The 17,411-nt window shown below is 35.7% G+C and carries 13 protein-coding genes; all 13 read left to right on the top strand.

Features of this window, described 5'->3' with window-relative positions:
* The 13 genes from ACSSV5_RS03775 (at position 1) to purL (ending at position 17,405) form a co-directional block, all read left to right on the top strand.
* Positions 1-465: a hypothetical protein gene (locus tag ACSSV5_RS03775; RefSeq protein WP_211066177.1), complete on the top strand. Its 465-nt coding sequence runs from the start codon at positions 1-3 to the stop codon at positions 463-465.
* A 369-nt stretch (positions 466-834) separates the two neighbouring features.
* Positions 835-1,038 carry a hypothetical protein gene (locus tag ACSSV5_RS03770; protein ID WP_454244839.1) on the top strand — a complete coding sequence of 68 codons (204 nt, stop codon included), beginning with the start codon at positions 835-837 and terminating at the stop codon, positions 1,036-1,038.
* A 12-nt stretch (positions 1,039-1,050) separates the two neighbouring features.
* Complete coding sequence (locus ACSSV5_RS03765) at positions 1,051-1,938, top strand: RHS repeat-associated core domain-containing protein (protein ID WP_454244838.1); 888 nt, start codon at positions 1,051-1,053, stop codon at positions 1,936-1,938.
* A gap of 11 nt (positions 1,939-1,949) precedes the next feature.
* The gene (locus ACSSV5_RS03760; protein ID WP_454244837.1) at positions 1,950-2,612 is read left to right on the top strand and encodes a hypothetical protein; all 663 of its coding nucleotides are present in this window, start codon (positions 1,950-1,952) and stop codon (positions 2,610-2,612) included.
* Positions 2,613-2,765: 153 nt separating this feature from the next.
* The gene (locus tag ACSSV5_RS03755) at positions 2,766-4,004 is read left to right on the top strand and encodes an RHS repeat domain-containing protein (RefSeq protein WP_454244836.1); all 1,239 of its coding nucleotides are present in this window, start codon (positions 2,766-2,768) and stop codon (positions 4,002-4,004) included.
* 644 nt (positions 4,005-4,648) lie between these two features.
* Positions 4,649-6,793, top strand: a complete 2,145-nt coding sequence (locus tag ACSSV5_RS03750; protein WP_454244835.1) for an RHS repeat-associated core domain-containing protein — start codon at positions 4,649-4,651, stop codon at positions 6,791-6,793.
* Positions 6,794-7,194: 401 nt separating this feature from the next.
* Positions 7,195-7,695, top strand: coding sequence for a hypothetical protein (locus tag ACSSV5_RS03745; RefSeq protein WP_454244834.1), 501 nt, complete (start codon positions 7,195-7,197; stop codon positions 7,693-7,695).
* A 5-nt stretch (positions 7,696-7,700) separates the two neighbouring features.
* Positions 7,701-8,318: a hypothetical protein gene (locus tag ACSSV5_RS03740; RefSeq protein WP_454244833.1), complete on the top strand. Its 618-nt coding sequence runs from the start codon at positions 7,701-7,703 to the stop codon at positions 8,316-8,318.
* A 219-nt stretch (positions 8,319-8,537) separates the two neighbouring features.
* Positions 8,538-9,632 (top strand): RHS repeat domain-containing protein, encoded by a 1,095-nt coding sequence (locus tag ACSSV5_RS03735; RefSeq protein ID WP_454244832.1) that lies wholly within the window; start codon positions 8,538-8,540, stop codon positions 9,630-9,632.
* Complete coding sequence (locus tag ACSSV5_RS03730; RefSeq protein WP_454244831.1) at positions 9,619-9,990, top strand: hypothetical protein; 372 nt, start codon at positions 9,619-9,621, stop codon at positions 9,988-9,990. The genes ACSSV5_RS03735 and ACSSV5_RS03730 overlap by 14 nt, the downstream gene beginning before the upstream one ends.
* Positions 9,991-10,342: 352 nt before the next feature.
* Entirely contained in the window at positions 10,343-12,517 is a 2,175-nt protein-coding gene (locus ACSSV5_RS03725) for an RHS repeat domain-containing protein (RefSeq protein ID WP_454244830.1), read from the top strand.
* Positions 12,518-12,519: 2 nt separating this feature from the next.
* The gene (locus ACSSV5_RS03720) at positions 12,520-12,912 is read left to right on the top strand and encodes a hypothetical protein (protein ID WP_211066171.1); all 393 of its coding nucleotides are present in this window, start codon (positions 12,520-12,522) and stop codon (positions 12,910-12,912) included.
* A gap of 809 nt (positions 12,913-13,721) precedes the next feature.
* Positions 13,722-17,405, top strand: a complete 3,684-nt coding sequence (gene purL / locus ACSSV5_RS03715) for a phosphoribosylformylglycinamidine synthase (RefSeq protein WP_454244829.1) — start codon at positions 13,722-13,724, stop codon at positions 17,403-17,405.
* The last annotated feature ends 6 nt before the right edge of the window (positions 17,406-17,411 follow it).

The raw sequence follows: 17,411 nt of genomic DNA, 5'->3' as shown, positions 1-17,411 counted from the left end.
ATGAAAGGAAAGTATAAAATAGTGGTTGGAACCGTAGCTTTAATATTGATAATTTATTTGATGTTTAAATTGTTTTATCCAACGAAATTGACAATTACAGTTCCGAAAAATTACCAAGGACAAATTACATTAGTTCTATCTAATGTGAATAAAGATATTTTGAAAGTTGACGAAAATGGTATAGGGTATATAACTAAACAAACTTTTGAAAAAGCTCACTCAAAACCTATTGTTGTTGAGTCAGATGGAACAAATGTAAGTGACAGAATTGTAGGGTTTAATCCTTCAACTTTCTGGGCTATCGGTAAATCTTCATACGCTACAGAGGAGAATAGTTCTACTAAAGAATTAGAAGTTCAATTTTTATCTTTCGAGCTTGTCCCAAAAGATAAGAAAGGAGAAAAGCAATATTATAGTCCAGATTTAATTGAGCTAATAGATAAAACAAGACTATACGGAAAATAGCAAAAGCCCCTTAACTGGGCTTTTTCATTATACGTTCAATCCTTTAAGCTTTACATTGTTAATCATTGCATCAATGGTATAGAGAATACAATTTTTGTCGTTCTCTGGAAATTTAGCAATATCATTTAAACGCCTAAGCATTGTAGGGTCTTTTAACAGCTCTCTTTCTTCTGTCTCGCCAAGTAGATAATCCCGCTCTGCGAAGTCTGTGACTTCGAAGCTTTACAACTACGTAAGAAGCATAAATCATCATAGGAGTCTGTAACGACTTCACATATTAGCTATTTTAAAGAATTCATTAATTTGCTTATATTGCCATCATGTTCAGCAATGAAGGCTACAAAATACGAAACTAAAACGGTACTGAAGATGGTAAAAGAAGCGGGTATGTATTATATGGAGATAAATCAGGTTTATCACTCTAATCGGAGTTTAAAACTTAACACAACAAGTTCAAATAATTTTGCTCACGGCTATGCCGGTGACCTGCAACATGTAGAAGTGTTTTATTTTCACAGTGACCATCTCGGTTCTTCAAATTATATGTCAAATTATGATGGGGACATTAGCTAACACGCGGAATATTTGCCATTTGGTGAGCTCCTCACCGATGAACACCTCAATTCCCACAATACCCGTTACAAATACAACGGCAAAGAATTTGACCAGGAAACGGGCAACTACTATTACGGCGCGAGGTACTTCAATCCAAAGACAAGTTTATGGTTGTCCGTCGACCCAATGGCGGAGAAGTTCCCGGGATGGTCGCCTTATGCTTATGCGATGCACCGCCCTACGGTACTCGTTGACCCTACAGGGATGAGTGCGGAAAGCCCTGATGATTGGGTTTATGACAAACAGAATGACAAGTATGTTTGGAAAGAGGAAGTAAATGAGGCTGCGGACATTACCAATACAAATAGATACGAATATGTAGGGGAAAGCAAAGGAGATATAAATCAACATTTTGATAAAAATCTTTCTAATTTTGATAGGTTCAAGAGAGCAATTGGTGGCAGTGTTAGACCTAATGTAGATGAAGGGTCTTATATTTCTGCAAAAGTAACCCCAAAATTAGAGGAGGCTATTCATAAACAACGAACGGCTAACCAACGTTTTTCGGAATCTGACCCAAATGACGATTACGCTTCTATGTCAATTTACCCTGCAATAGACCTTAATATTGAAGGATATAGTAGAAAATCCGGAATCTTATCATCAAATACATATTCATTTAAATCCACATTAAATATTGACGGTGAGAATATTCCTTTTACAGGTAATTACACAGTTAGAAACAAAAATGCAAACTATATAAACCAAGTGGACGCAACTCAAAATAGTTTTGCGACCCCTTTCGGGCAACTTTACAGTAACCCTGTTATTTTTAGTGGAAAAGGACCAACCGTTATAATTAACTTGGGAAATAAGTCGGCACAGAAAAGGATAGATAATTTTATGTGGGACTTTTAAAAAATGATAGTATGAATAAACTATTCACAGTTGTAATATTTTTATTGTTTATTTCCTGTAATGATTTTGATGAAAGCATACAGGGTATTTGGGTAAGTTCTTATCTTCAACGTGCAGATGAAAATAAACGGTTGCCTATTCCTGCAAAAAAGGTAATAGAGTTTATAAATGACTCCGTGTATATCAAGGGGGTGAAAAATTTTCCAAATAGTAATTATGGAGGGATATATACGGTAAAAGGGAAAAAGCTGATAGTTGATGACACTATTACATTTAATGTGATTAATAGGTCAAAAGATAGTTTGGTTTTTGAAGATTATGACGGGACAAAAATGGTGTACAAAAAGCTGTCAGATTCCCTAAAAAATATATCAAAAAAGAAAATACCTTTAAAAGGTAAGTCATTCCGTGTTGATTACCAAAAACTAACGGATACCGTAACATTTTTAAACAGTTCGGTTCTTGTAAGCAAACACTATGGAAACCTTAAAAGAAATTGGGAATTGATAAACTATAAGGGTTATGATTTTTTAATGATTGATGATAGTTTTGATTTGCCTTTAATAGTGAGAAATATCCAAGAAAAGGAGGGTATCATAAATTTCACATCATTATACGTAAATTCAGAACCGATTAAAATGATTGAATTAGATAGCGTTTATGAAAACAAATAAATCCCGATGGTCGTGCACCTGAATGGGTTCCCGATAGTGAAGGAAATTTAATTGCAGAAAAGGGAGATAATGCACAGACATTAGCAGATTTTCAAGGAATATCTTATTCAGAAGCAGAAAAACAACTACAAGATCAAGGATATATTGATAATAATGGAAAACCCGCTCTGCGAAGTCTGTGACTTCGAAGCTTTACAACTACGTAAAAAGCATAAAGCATCACAGGAGTCTGTAACGACTTCACATATTAGCTATTTTAAAGAATTCATTGATTTGCTTATATTGCCATCATGTTCAGCAATGAAGGCTACAAAATACGAAACTAAAACGGTACTGAAGATGGTAAAAGAAGCGGGTATGTATTATATGGAGATAAATCAGGTTTATCACTCTAATCGGAGTTTAAAACTTAACACAACAAGTTCAAATAATTTTGCTCACGGCTATGCCGGCGACCTGCAACATGTAGAAGTGTTTTATTTTCACAGTGACCATCTCGGTTCTTCAAATTATGTATCAAATTACGATGGGGACATCAGCCAACACGCCGAATATTTGCCATTTGGTGAGCTCCTCACCGATGAACACCTCAATTCCCACAATACCCGTTACAAATACAACGGCAAAGAATTTGACCAGGAAACGGGCAACTATTATTACGGCGTCCGCTATTATAACCCCAAAACCAGTTTATGGCTGAGTGTCGATCCTCTCGCACACGAATATCCATTAATATCACCATATGCATATGTGGCTAACAATCCAATAAATGCAATTGATCCTGATGGTAGAAAAATTATATTCATTAATGGTAAGCTAGGAGGCGGTTCACCTTCAGGAGGTAAAGCCTATTGGAACAATAGTTTTGTACAAGGAGCTAAAGACTATTTGTATGATGATAAAGCTTATTTTGTAAATACTGATTATAGCTACTTTTCATCTGCAAGTGGTAGAACAAACCAAGGTTATGAGTGGGCAAAAAATAACTATGAAACTTTAATTGAAGGAATGTCTGAGGGTGAAGTTTTTAATATGGTATCACATAGTATGGGTGGAGCCTATTCAAAAGGAGTAGAGAAATATTTAGAAGAGAAAGGCTGGGAGGTTCAGACTAATGTAATGATTAACACCTTCCAAGTTGATGATATTGAAGTAGGTGATAATGATGCTACTTATAATATTGATTATCAAAATACAGATGACCCTGTTTTGTTTTGGTTTGATACAAATTTAGGTTATGGGGAATTAGAAAATGCAAATGCTACTATTAGAGAGGAATCAGGAGAAGAAACTACATCTTTTAAACACAGGAGTCCGATAGATGGTGGAAGGAAGTTTTGGGATAATTTAGACCAAAAAATTATAGAATCAGAGAAAACAAAACAAGAGTAAAATGAAATTAATAGTCAAAATTTTAATAGTGTTAATTCTAGTCTATTCGATTTTTTTCAAGATGATTACAGGCTTTTTTGACTTTTTAAATAAAAATAGGGATATGGGGTTTTGGACATCCTTTTTTGAAAGTGACCTGCCTAATATAGTGGGTATTCTGTCAATGATTTACTTATTATGGCTTTTAATAAAACCTAAAAAACAATCAAATTAAAAATCAAGGCCTTGCAGGAATGCAGGGCTTTTTTGCTTTTACAAAGCTGCTACATTTTTATTAAAGAAATCCTTGAACTTACTTTTGGTAAGCATTCCATCAATAATGCGAAAAATAGCATTTTTATCTTCTTCGTCCAGTTGAGCAATTAATTTAAGGCGTTCGTTAGTAGACTTATCTACAATGGTAATTTCATCAGGAACTTTATCCCGCCCCGCGAAGTCTGTGACTTCGAAGCCTCAAAATTACCCCGCTCTGCGAAGTCTGTGACTTCGAAGCTTTACAACTACGTAAGAAGCATAAATCATCATAGGAGTCTGTAACGACTTCACATATTAGCTATTTTAAAGAATTCATTAATGTATCATTCTGGGGGAGGAAAATCTCTCGCCTTTAGGCGAAGACTTTAGTTTTTTTATATTTTTGATATGTGCAAAATTACAGAAAAACATCACACACAACATATGATTGTAAATATCATATAGTTTGGATAACGAAGCCTAGCTCAACGACAAGTGATCTTATCGGCCCTGTCAATTATAATTTTTCTTACGATAATTTCAACCGACTTACCTCTGCATCCGGAAGTTATACAGGGCCAAATGATGTAGTCAATACTCAAAGTCAAGGTGGCAACCCCTTTCTTAAACATGAATATAATCTTGATTTAACCTACGATGCTCAAGATCCGAGTAGAAACTTCATAAACAAAACACAGACCCACCTAAATAAACCGGTAAGTGATCTCAATGAACCAATGGAAAATGCTAGCGTAGTAAAGAATAACAGCTATCAATTAGATTATACCTACGACGACGATGGAGGTCTCATAGCGGGTTCTAACTATGGTTACACTCAACCGCATGCCGTGAGAGAAATAAAAGAACAACCCACAGGAGTAAATTGTTGCGACAGTCAAGATGACCCAAGAATAAAAAACCAAAACATAAAACATGACGCCAACGGTAATCTTACAAAAGTGATAGAAGGTATAGGAGAAGAAGAAATCACAAAAATTCATTACCTTTGGGATGAAGAAAATAGACTTATGGCTGTAGATTTTAATCCGTATTCTGAAGAAAGTGACCATCCTATTGCCACTTATACCTACGATGCTGGTGGTGAACGGATTATCAAATATCTATATCAACAAGTTGATATTCATAGCAATGCAAAGGACGTTGGCAATGCGCGTAAAACGGAGACTTATATCTATCCGGATGGGATGATTACGGCCAAGGTCTTAAAGTTTATAGTTAGAGATCAAGCCTTGTCTTATACTAAACATTATCATATTGGTAGCCAAAGAGTGGCTAGTAAAATTGGAACCAGTGAGCGATTTGGTTTTTATTCAGAACAAATTATACCCCTTGCCAATTTAGCCAATGCCGATGGAATAAACCTGATAGATGTTTTACAAGACCCCGATGAAGACGGGCAGAATTTTAACCATCTTAATGAAAGAAGAAACCGTATTTTACAGGCCTTTGATATACCACCACTTGAAAGTGAAACGGATGACATATCAGAAGATGAAAACGTCACAACGGGTTCAAATAATTTTGCTCACGGCTTTGCCGGTGACTTGCAACATGTAGAAGTGTTTTATTTTCACAGTGACCATCTCGGTTCTTCAAATTATATGTCAAATTATGATGGGGACATTAGCCAACACGCCGAATATTTACCATTTGGTGAGCTCCTCACCGATGAACACCTCAATTCCCACAATACCCGTTACAAATACAACGGCAAAGAATTTGACCAGGAAACGGGCAACTACTATTACGGCGCGAGGTACTTCAATCCAAAGACAAGTTTATGGTTGAGTGTTGACCCTCTTGCAAGCGAGTTCCCCAGCTGGTCACCGTACAACTTCACGATGAATAACCCAATTAGGTTTATTGACCCTGATGGTCGTGCACCTCAAGATATAATCGTAACCACAAGTGGCGGAAAAGAGTTGTTTAGGTTAAATGATGGCAAAACAGAGATTACTCGTATGACTGCTCGTCAAGTTTATGGCAGAGGCATTCAATGGTTTGAATCTTCTGCGGATAACTATATGCCATTAATTTCTAAAGCACAGGGATTATCAACATTTTCTGAATTAAAGCATTTCTCTTGGAATGAGATAGCGGAGTTTGCAGAAACGGATAGATGGATGTTAAGTTATCGTGCTGGTGGCTCAGGGGATTGGAAAGCTGATGGAAAGCCAGGGGATGGCTACTTAATGGTTACAGTTGACGGTGAGCCATATTGGACAGATGCAGTAGGACAAATTCCTTTTGCTGTTGACAAGTTTACAGATGAGCTTGAAAGCACCGGTAATGCCAGTACTGCAAGGCAGAAAACTATTGAAGCTGGTCAAACATTTGGTGATGGTAATGTAATAGGAGGTGAATCAGATAACACCAATAGCTACGATAATGCAATGATTAAACGTGCTATTAATTGGGCAGAGAAAAGATACAAAGTTATCAAAGGAAGTGGCTGGTTTGGAGGTAACTACGACCTTCAAAAAACGAATCATTCGCCTTCTAATCTTTCAAAGCAATCAGATGAAAAGCAATAGTTTTTTAATACACATAGGAAAGCTTTTTGCGGTAGTTCTATTAGGTTTTTTGTTTTATTACCTATCATTCAAATTGCTTTTTCATTATACTATTCCTAAAGTAGGGCATAGAATTTCTTGGGGTATAGGCGTATATTATAGCTACTTTGCTTTTTTTGCAGTACTCTGTGGAGTTAGTTTTTCAAGTCTACTTAAGAATAAAGCATATCATTTAGTTATAAGTATAGTTTCTTTTATAGGATTTTTAATTTACTGGAAGTCAGTATTTAAAATATACCCAAATCGTACACTTTTTGTATTGTTGGTAGGATTAGGTATTTGTATTGTTACTTATCTTATAACTCGGAAGCTAAAGTATAAGAAATAATCTAACAGGAGTATCGCTGGGCGGTTCTGATGGAATGGGCAATAGAGGTGGTGCTATAGGAGTGGTTACACTAAATAATAATGCAAACATAAATTTTGATTTAAATATTGAAGGCGCAGAAGGCCCGCTTGGTATGACAATGGTAGATGGACAAACTAGAATCACAGGGATAGATATTTCAGTCATCCAATCTTCTGGTACCAGTGCACCAGGTCTACAACTAACACATATTGGAGGAAATTTTGGGCTCAAAAACTGGACTCCTATGGGATACATTAATACAACTAACAGCTCAAATTTTGATTCGTTATCATACCCGACTTTGAGTGATAACTCAACTCACACATCCGGTACAGCGACAATGCATATTCCGTTAGGACAATACAGAATCATGTCAAGAAATTTTTCACAGGCACCTAATTTAAACATAGGGATTAATTCTACAGCTGGCTTCCGTATGCAAACAAGTCCAGATTGGAACACCCATAAATTAAGTACAAGATTTTTTGATACTTCGAAAAACTTTAGATTTTAATTATTATGAATAAGGCTATTTATCTACTTTTTACTATAGTTTTTCTATCTTGCAATAATAAAGATCATGATACCAATATCAAAGATGAAAATTGCAATGGCTATTATGCAAAAAAATACTCAGAATTTTTCAATAAATGGTCTATGAACCGAGAAGATAAGCAAGTAGTAGATTCCACTCTTTATTACCTTGACAAGCAAATGAGTTGTGATCCTAAAAACATTAGTATTATCCAAGAAAAAGCTAATTTTTTGATTTATAACGAGTTATATGAAAAAGCAATAATTGAAATTGACTCTGTTTCCAATACAGATCCGTTTTTTAAGATGATGAAAGGTACTTTATCACTCAAATTAAATAAGAATGATGGTGAAAAGTTATTGAGAGAGGCTCGGAATGAGTTTACTCATTACATCCAAGAATATAATAATCCAAACGATGTTTCTTGGAAAATAATTTTGGACAATTATTTTGAAGGAAAAGAATATGCTCTCAGACAGTCTGCTAAAGTAAAAAAGAACTTCAAAGAGGATTACCAAAAAACAAATATTCAAACTATTGAGCAAATGTTAAAAGAAATGTCTAAGAAAGAAATTTTATATCATTTATTCAAAATTAAATAAAAGAAACCCTCATGGTCGCCATATAACTATACAATGAATAACCCGCTCTGCGAAGACTGTGACTTCGAAGCTTTACAACTACGTAAGAAGCATAAATCATCATAGGAGTCTGTAACGACTTCACATATCAGCTATTTTAAAGAATTCATTGATTTGTTTATATTGCCATCATGTTTAGCAATCTAGGCTACAAAATACGAAACTAAAACGGTACTGAAGATGGTAAAAGAAGCGGGTATGTATTATATGGAGATAAATCAGGTTTATCACTCTAATCGGAGTTTAAAACTTAACACAACAAGTTCAAATAATTTTGCTCACGGCTTTGCCGGTGACTTGCAACATGTAGAAGTGTTTTATTTTCACAGTGGCCATCTCGGTTCTTCAAATTATATGTCAAATTATGATGGGGATATTAGCCAACACGCCGAATATTTGCCATTTGGTGAGCTCCTCACCGATGAACACCTCAATTCCCACAACACCCGTTACAAATACAACGGCAAAGAATTTGACCAGGAAACGGGCAACTATTACTACGGCGCCAGGTATTATAAACCTAAAACCAGTTTATGGTTGAGTGTTGACCCGTTAGCGGAGAAGTTTCCTGGTTGGAGTCCGTACAATTTTGTGATGAACAACCCCATAAACTTCATAGACCCCGATGGTCGTGCACCTGAATGGGTTCCCGATAGTGAAGGAAATTTAATTGCAGAAAAGGGAGATAATGCACAGACATTAGCAGATTTTCAAGGAATATCTTATTCAGAAGCAGAAAAACAACTACAAGATCAAGGATATATTGATAATAATGGAAAATCTACATTGAAAATTGGAGATAAAGTTGAGTTAGATAATGTTTATACGAGATCCATTGAAAATTCTACAAGCGATCTTACTTTAGATAAGGCAATTGCAGGAACAAGTACGACAGGAGCTACGCCTGAAGACAATTATAACTGTTGGGGTTCTGCTTGTGCGGGAAGTCAAGGGAAAGAAATAAAAGTAGGGGTTGGTATACCTGTAGGAAGCACATTTGACGCAAATTTAAAGAGTGATTATACTTCTACAACAGAGCCAAATGCTCAATTCGGCAAGACTGTATTACGTTTTGCTGATGGAGGAAATAACGTGCAGCACGGTGCAGTGTTTTATGGCAGAAGCCAAGATGGTACGCCTTATGTTTATACAAAAAATGGATGGTATCTTAAACCAGAGGTGATGAAACTTTCAGATTTACAATCAAAAATTCCAAGTTATGGTACAGTTCAAGGCATTAATACTGGTCAGTCTGGTTATTATGACCCTAAATAGTTGTAGTGGTCAGAATAAAAATAGTAAGGCAACACAAACAGAAGAAACAGTCAAAAAGGTTATGAATGATACAATATTTATTTCAAAGGCTCAATTTCAAATAATGACCAATAAAATGGGGGTTTTGGATATTGAAGTTATAGGAGACAATCTTATTGCTAAAATTGCAAACAGTAAAAATCCTATTCTTAAAATAGAACTGGGAGATAATTATATCATAGCAAAGGGGAATAACATCTTTAACTCGTCAGTTCCGAGCGAGTGCGATTATTTTTATCCATTGAGTAATGACAATAAGATAGTTACAAAAGGTAAACACACAATAAACCTTAGAAAGATTGATAAGGTCACCGAATAGGGGGCTTTTTTTATACGTTCAATCCTTTAAGCTTCACATTATTAATCATTGCATCAATGGTATAGAGAATACAATTTTTGTCGTTCTCTGGAAATTTAGCAATATCATTTAAACGCCTAAGCATTGTAGGGTCTTTTAACAGCTCTCTTTCTTCTGTCTCGCCAAGTAGATAATCCCGCTCTGCGAAGTCTGTGACTTCGAAGCTTTACAACTACGTAAGAAGCATAAATCATCATAGGAGTCTGTAACGACTTCACATATTAGCTATTTTAAAGAATTCATTAATGTATCATTCTGGGGAGGAAAATCCCTCGCCTTTAGGCGAAGACTTTAGTTTTTTTATATTTTTGATATGTGCAAAATTACAGAAAAACATCACACACAACATATGATTGTAAATATCATATCAACGCTATCACCTGAGCAAGCACTTCCTAGCTCAACGACAAGTGATCTTATCGGTCCGGTTAATTATAATTTTTCTTACGATAATTTCAACCGACTTACCTCTGCATCCGGAAGCTATATAGGACCAAATGATGTAGTCAATACTCAAAGTCAAGGTGGCAACCCCTTTCTTAAACACGAATATAATCTTGATTTAACCTACGATGCTCAAGATCCGAGTAGAAACTTCATAAACAAAACACAAACCCACCTAAATAAACCGGTAAGTGATCTCAATGAACCAATGGAAAATGCTAGCGTAGTAAAGAATAACAGCTATCAATTAGATTATACCTACGACGACGATGGAGGTCTCATAGCGGGTTCTAACTATGGTTACACTCAACCGCATGCCGTGAGAGAAATAAAAGAACAACCCACAGGAGTAAATTGTTGCGGCAGTCAAGATGACCCAAGAATAAAAAACCAAAACATAAAACATGATGCCAACGGCAATCTTACAAAAGTGATAGAAGGTGTAGGAGAAGAAGAAATCACAAAAATTCATTACCTTTGGGATGAAGAAAATAGACTTATGGCTGCAGATCTTAATCCGTATTCTGAAGAAAGTGACCATCCTATTGCCACTTATACCTACGATGCTGGTGGTGAACGGATTATCAAATATCTATATCAACAAGTTGATATTCATAGCAATGCAAAGGACGTTGGCAATGCGCGTAAAACAGAGACTTATATCTATCCGGATGGGATGATTACGGCCAAGGTCTTAAAGTTTATAGTTAGAGATCAAGCCTTGTCTTATACTAAACATTATCATATTGGTAGCCAAAGAGTGGCTAGTAAAATTGGAACCAGTGAGCGATTTGGGTTTTATTCAGAACAAATTATACCCCTTGCCAATTTAGCCAATGCCGATGGAATAAACCTGATAGATGTTTTACAAGACCCCGATGAAGACGGGCAGAATTTTAACCATCTTAATGAAAGAAGAAACCGTATTTTACAAGCCTTTGATATACCACCACTTGAAAGTGAAACGGTTGACATATCAGAAGATGAAAACGTCACACAGGGTTCAGATAATTTTGCTCACGGCTATGCCGGCGACTTGCAACATGTAGAAGTGTTTTATTTTCACAGTGACCATCTCGGTTCTTCAAATTATGTATCAAATTATGATGGGGACATTAGCCAACACGCCGAATATTTACCATTTGGTGAGCTCCTCACCGATGAACACCTCAATTCCCACAACACCCGTTACAAATACAACGGCAAAGAATTTGACCAGGAAACGGGCAACTATTATTACGGCGCCCGCTATTATAACCCCAAAAACAGTTTATGGCTGAGTGTTGACCCGTTGGCGGAGAAGTTCCCGGGGTGGAGTCCGTACAATTTTGTGATGAACAACCCCATCAATATGATAGACCCTGATGGGAGAGCACCTATGTCTGTTGATGGTGAATATGAAATTACTCACGATAAAGACGGAAATGAAGTTAAAACAAAAGTATCGACACTAGGAGATGATGTCGGTATAGATTTTAACCATCATCTAGATGGCGATAAGAAAGGGCAAACTGAAATAGTAAATACCAATAATGGTTTTACTAATTGGATTTCTGACTCAAGATTTATGAGAGGATACACACAAAGAGATGAAAGTACTAACTGGGAGTCTGTATATGATGAATGGCAATCAGGTACAGGACCTGAGAATAGTCTGTTTTTTGGTAGAGATAACAATATGATTAAAGATATTAGAACAAGTAATCTTTATCACGGAGCAAGAAACGATTATTTAAAAGCCAAAGCTTGGGATTTTGATAATAAGATTTCAAAAAAATATATTCCAATAGATTTTGGACTTTCTGGATTGTTGCTTTCAGGAACTAATATGACTATGCAAATGATGGGTTCAGGAGGAGCTAGTTTTTATGATATAGGAAACAACCAACGTTTAACAATAATAACAGACCAAAAGACAAAGGAATCATTCTATTATCATTTACCTTGGATAAATAATATAAATCGAACTGGTTCAGGCACACAGCCTAAGCAAAGTACTACAAATCAAACATATATATGGATAGATAATAATGTAGAAGATTAACTATGAGAAATTTATTAGTTTACTTGTTGTTCTTGCTTATATTTTTTGGGTGTAGTTATTCAAAAAAAGATTTAGTAGGTATTTATGTTAAAACCCCATCAGTAAATACAAATGATACGCTTTACTTGTATGAAAATAATGAGTACACTCAAAAAATATATTTTAAGACAGGAGAGCTTTTTGGAGTAAATGAAAACAAATGGTCTGTAAAAGGTAACAAAATTGATTTTATGAATTTGTATTTAAATTATGATTTTGATTTAGAAGATTTAGCAAAACCAAAGGATGGCAAATTTAATCAAACATCACTTATGCCTAGTTTGTTGCCTTTTGATGGAAATAAAATCATAATAGACAAAGACAGAAAGGTGTTTTATTTAAAAATAGAAGATTAATAAAGAAAAGCCACCCCACTCTGCGAAGTCTGTGACTTCGCAGCTTTACAACTACGTAAGAAGCATAAATCATCATAGGGTCTGTAACGACTTCACACATCAGCCATTTTAAAGAATACAGTGATTTGTTTATATTGCCATCATATTTAGCAATCTAGGCTGTAAAATACGAAACTAAAGCAAACCGCATTATGTTACTTTTACAATAGTCGATTGGATAGACGTCTTTACAAGAAAGCGCTATAAAGATATTGTTGTAGATAGTTTTACATACTGCCAAAACAATAAAGGAATGGTGTTGATTGGTTATGTGATTATGTCAAATCACATCCATGCCATTATACAAAGTAAAAATGAAGATCTGTCGGGTCCCACCCAGCTAGCGCTCGTTTATAACGAGTGCAAAGATTCCCGCTCTGCGAAGTCTGTGACTTCGTAGCTTTACAACTACGTAAGAAGCATAAATCATCATAGGAATCTGTAACGACTTCGCACATCAGCCATTTTAAAGAATACAGTGATTTGTTTATATTGCCATCATGTTCAGCAATTTAGGCTGTAAAATACTAGACTAAAACAGTATTGAAGATGGTAAAAGAAGCCTATATGTGTTATATGTAAATAAATCAGGTTTACCAGCCTGAGCAAAGTTTAAAACTTCACTCAACAAGATATTTTTAGTTTTATAATTAAACTTACTTTGGTTTTGTAGCTTCATTCTTTTTTCAAATTGAATAACTTTAAATTAGAATTCTTCCATTATAAATTTATCGTATTTTTGTGGCTTAAAGCCCTAAGCTGATTTTTTTATGATTTCTTTTTTTTCAAGTGATTCAAAACTATTTTTTGCAGTTGTTCACAACAAAGCCTTTTCAAAGGCAGATTTAAAAAAATTATATTGGTTATTTGCTGAAGCCGAACCTGTTGTAAAATTTCCCGATGATAAAAAATTTATCGGTCCTCGCGCCAATATGATTTCACCCTGGTCAACCAATGCTGTGGAAATCTCCAAAAACATGGGCTTAAACGACATTGAGCGGATAGAAGAATTGACAGCAGTTGCTCTTGATTTTGATGATTTTGACCCCATGTTATTTCAAAGTTACGAGCATTTAAGTCAAGATATGTTTGATATTCATATCCAACCTGAATCAGTGAAAGATATCAAAAATATTTCTGTTTACAATAAAGAAGAAGGCTTAGCACTAAGTGAAGAAGAAATTACATATTTAGAAAATCTGAGCAAAAAACTCAAAAGACCTTTGACCGATGCTGAAGTTTTTGGATTTTCTCAGGTCAATTCTGAACATTGCCGACATAAAATTTTTAATGGTCAATTTATTATTGATGGAAAGTCAAAAGAAGAGTCTCTTTTCAGTTTAATTAAAAAAACTTCTAAAGCGTTTCCAAATGAAATTGTCTCAGCTTATAAAGATAATGTTGCTTTTATCAAAGGACCAAAAATCAAGCAATTTGCCCCAAAACAAGCTGATAAAGCTTCTATTTATCAAAACAGAAGTGTGCAATCTGTGATTTCTTTAAAAGCAGAAACCCATAATTTTCCAACAACAGTAGAACCCTTTAATGGTGCAGCAACAGGTAGCGGTGGAGAAATTAGAGACCGTATGGCTGGTGGTCGCGGTTCAATTCCTTTGGCTGGAACTGCCGTTTATATGACGTCCTACTCTCGTGTCAGCAAGAATAGACCTTGGGAAAAAGCTTTTAAAGCCAGAAAATGGCTATACCAAACTCCGCTTGATATTTTAATTAAAGCCTCAAATGGCGCTTCAGATTTTGGTAATAAATTTGGACAGCCACTGATTTGTGGATCTTTATTCACTTTTGAACACGCTGAAAACGACAGATTTCTCGGCTATGACAAAGTAATAATGTTGGCTGGTGGCGTTGGTTATGGACTTGAAAAACAAGCTCAAAAAAACGTGCCAAAAAAAGGCGATAAAATCATCATTCTCGGTGGCGATAATTACAGAATTGGTATGGGCGGTGCAGCCGTGTCTTCTGCCGATACCGGTCAACAAGACAGCAGTATTGAACTCAATGCCGTACAACGTGCCAATCCTGAAATGCAAAAACGTGTTTCTAATGCCATAAGAGCTTTGGTTGAAAGTGCTGAAAATCCCATCATTTCAATTCACGACCACGGTGCTGGTGGACATCTAAATTGTTTGAGCGAACTTGTAGAAGAAACTGGTGGCTATATTGATTTAGACCAACTGCCTGTTGGTGACAAAACCCTTTCTGCTAAAGAATTGATTGGTAATGAATCTCAAGAACGCATGGGATTAATTCTTTCTGAAAAAGATACAAAAACCCTTGAAAGAATTGCGGAAAGAGAACGTGCACCTTTTTATATTGTGGGTGAAATCACAGAAGATCATCAATTTGTTTTTAGAAGTGGAACCACTGGTGAAACTCCAATGAATCTCAAGATAGAAGATTTGTTTGGCAATTCGCCAAAAACCATAATGAAAGATAAGACCGTAAAGCAGTCTTACGATAAAGTTGAATACCAAACAGACCTCTTAAACACTTATCTCAAACAAGTCTTACAACTCGAAGCCGTGGCTTGTAAAGATTGGCTAACCAACAAAGTTGACCGTTGTGTTTCTGGTCGTGTAGCCAAACAACAAACCGTCGGCAAACTTCAATTACCACTAAATAATTGTGGTGTTGTTGCGTTAGATTATGAAGGTCAAAATGGCATTGCGACTTCCATTGGTCACTCGCCTATTTCAGGATTGATAGATCCTAAGGCAGGTTCACAAAACTCTATAGCAGAAGCTTTAACCAATTTGATTTGGGCACCACTTGACAAAGACTTAAAATCCGTAAGCTTATCAGCCAACTGGATGTGGCCTTGCAAAAATCCTGGTGAAGATGCCAGGTTATACGAAGCTGTAAAAGCGGCTTCAGATTTTGCTTTAGATTTAGGTATTAACATCCCAACAGGTAAAGATTCGTTGTCTATGAAGCAACAATACAAAGACAAAAATGTATTGTCACCTGGTACGGTTATCATTTCTGCTGCAGGTCATTGCAGTAATATTTCACAGGTGGTTGAACCTGTAATGCAAGTCAATGGTGGTAGTTTATATTATATCAATTTAAGTCAAGATAAACTTAAACTTGGCGGTTCTTCTTTTGCACAAGTTTTAAATAAAATCGGACAGCAAACGCCACAAATCAAAGATGCCGAGTTTTTTAAAAAAGCCTTTAATGCTATACAACATCTCATTAAGAAGGATTTAATTCTCGCAGGTCACGATATTTCATCAGGCGGATTGATTACTTGTCTTTTAGAAATGTGTTTTCCTGATAAAAATATTGGTGCTGACATTGATTTATCAAGTTTTAAATCTTCAGATATTATTGAAACGCTTTTTGCAGAAAATGCTGGAATTATAATTCAAGCAGCAAATGACAAATCAGTTGAGAATTATTTAAAGAAACAAAACCTCAGCGTTCATAAAATCGGTAAATGTCAAAGACAGCGGTTTTTAAATATATCACATCAAAATCAAGACCATCAATTTGATGTGGACAAATTGAGAGATGTTTGGTATCAAACTTCTTTTGAATTTGACAAAAATCAAACGCCCAAAACTTTAGCAGAAGAACGTTTTAAAAATTATAAAACCCAAAGCTTACAATATGTATTTCCACAGAATTTTGTAGGCAAAATAAAAAAGTCGATTAAAGAGAAACCTCAAGCAGCAATTTTAAGAGAAAAAGGCTCAAACTCAGAACGTGAAATGGCAAAGGCGTTAGATTTGGCAGGATTTGAAGTCAAAGATATTCATATGACTGACCTCATTAGCGGTGCTGAAAATCTTGAGGACATACAATTTTTGGCTGCTGTAGGTGGATTTTCAAACTCAGATGTTTTGGGCAGTGCCAAAGGTTGGGCAGGAAGTTTTTTATATAATGCAAAAGCCAAAAAAGCTTTATACAATTTCTTTAAACGAGAAGACACTTTGTCTCTTGGCGTTTGTAATGGTTGTCAGCTTTTTATCGAACTCGGTTTGCTACATCCTGAAGACGATGAGAAGCCAAAAATGCTCCACAACGATTCGCATAAGTTTGAGTGTCAATTTACGTCCGTTGAAATTCAAAACAACAATTCTGTGATGCTGTCTAATCTTGCTGGGATGAAACTCGGCATTTGGGCAGCACATGGCGAGGGAAAATTCTCATTCCCTTATGCCAAAGAAAATTACAATATTGTCGGTAAATATGCTTACGATGCTTATCCAGCCAATCCCAATGGCTCAGAATACAACACGGCAATGCTAACGGACAAAAGCGGAAGACATTTGGTGATGATGCCACATTTAGAACGCTCTATTTTTCCGTGGAACTGGGCGTATTATCCCAAAGACAGAACTGAAGACAAAATCACGCCTTGGCTTTTGGCCTTCGAAAACGCCGTTCAATGGCTAAAAAATAGTAATATTTCTAAATACGAAAAATAAATTTTT

This window comes from Psychroflexus sp. MBR-150 (assembly GCF_053628795.1).
This window is presented reverse-complemented; position numbering and strand designations above follow the sequence as displayed.

Bases quoted from the DNA above. Each gene is read 5' to 3' on its own strand.
- ACSSV5_RS03775 (WP_211066177.1), top strand. From the start codon at position 1: ATGAAAGGAAAGTATAAAATAGTGGTTGGAACCGTAGCTTTAATATTG.
- ACSSV5_RS03770 (WP_454244839.1), top strand. From the start codon at position 835: ATGGTAAAAGAAGCGGGTATGTATTATATGGAGATAAATCAGGTTTAT.
- ACSSV5_RS03760 (WP_454244837.1), top strand. From the start codon at position 1,950: ATGAATAAACTATTCACAGTTGTAATATTTTTATTGTTTATTTCCTGT.
- ACSSV5_RS03755 (WP_454244836.1), top strand. From the start codon at position 2,766: ATGGAAAACCCGCTCTGCGAAGTCTGTGACTTCGAAGCTTTACAACTA.
- ACSSV5_RS03745 (WP_454244834.1), top strand. From the start codon at position 7,195: ATGGGCAATAGAGGTGGTGCTATAGGAGTGGTTACACTAAATAATAAT.
- ACSSV5_RS03740 (WP_454244833.1), top strand. From the start codon at position 7,701: ATGAATAAGGCTATTTATCTACTTTTTACTATAGTTTTTCTATCTTGC.
- ACSSV5_RS03735 (WP_454244832.1), top strand. From the start codon at position 8,538: ATGGTAAAAGAAGCGGGTATGTATTATATGGAGATAAATCAGGTTTAT.
- ACSSV5_RS03730 (WP_454244831.1), top strand. From the start codon at position 9,619: ATGACCCTAAATAGTTGTAGTGGTCAGAATAAAAATAGTAAGGCAACA.
- ACSSV5_RS03725 (WP_454244830.1), top strand. From the start codon at position 10,343: ATGTGCAAAATTACAGAAAAACATCACACACAACATATGATTGTAAAT.
- ACSSV5_RS03720 (WP_211066171.1), top strand. From the start codon at position 12,520: ATGAGAAATTTATTAGTTTACTTGTTGTTCTTGCTTATATTTTTTGGG.
- purL (WP_454244829.1), top strand. From the start codon at position 13,722: ATGATTTCTTTTTTTTCAAGTGATTCAAAACTATTTTTTGCAGTTGTT.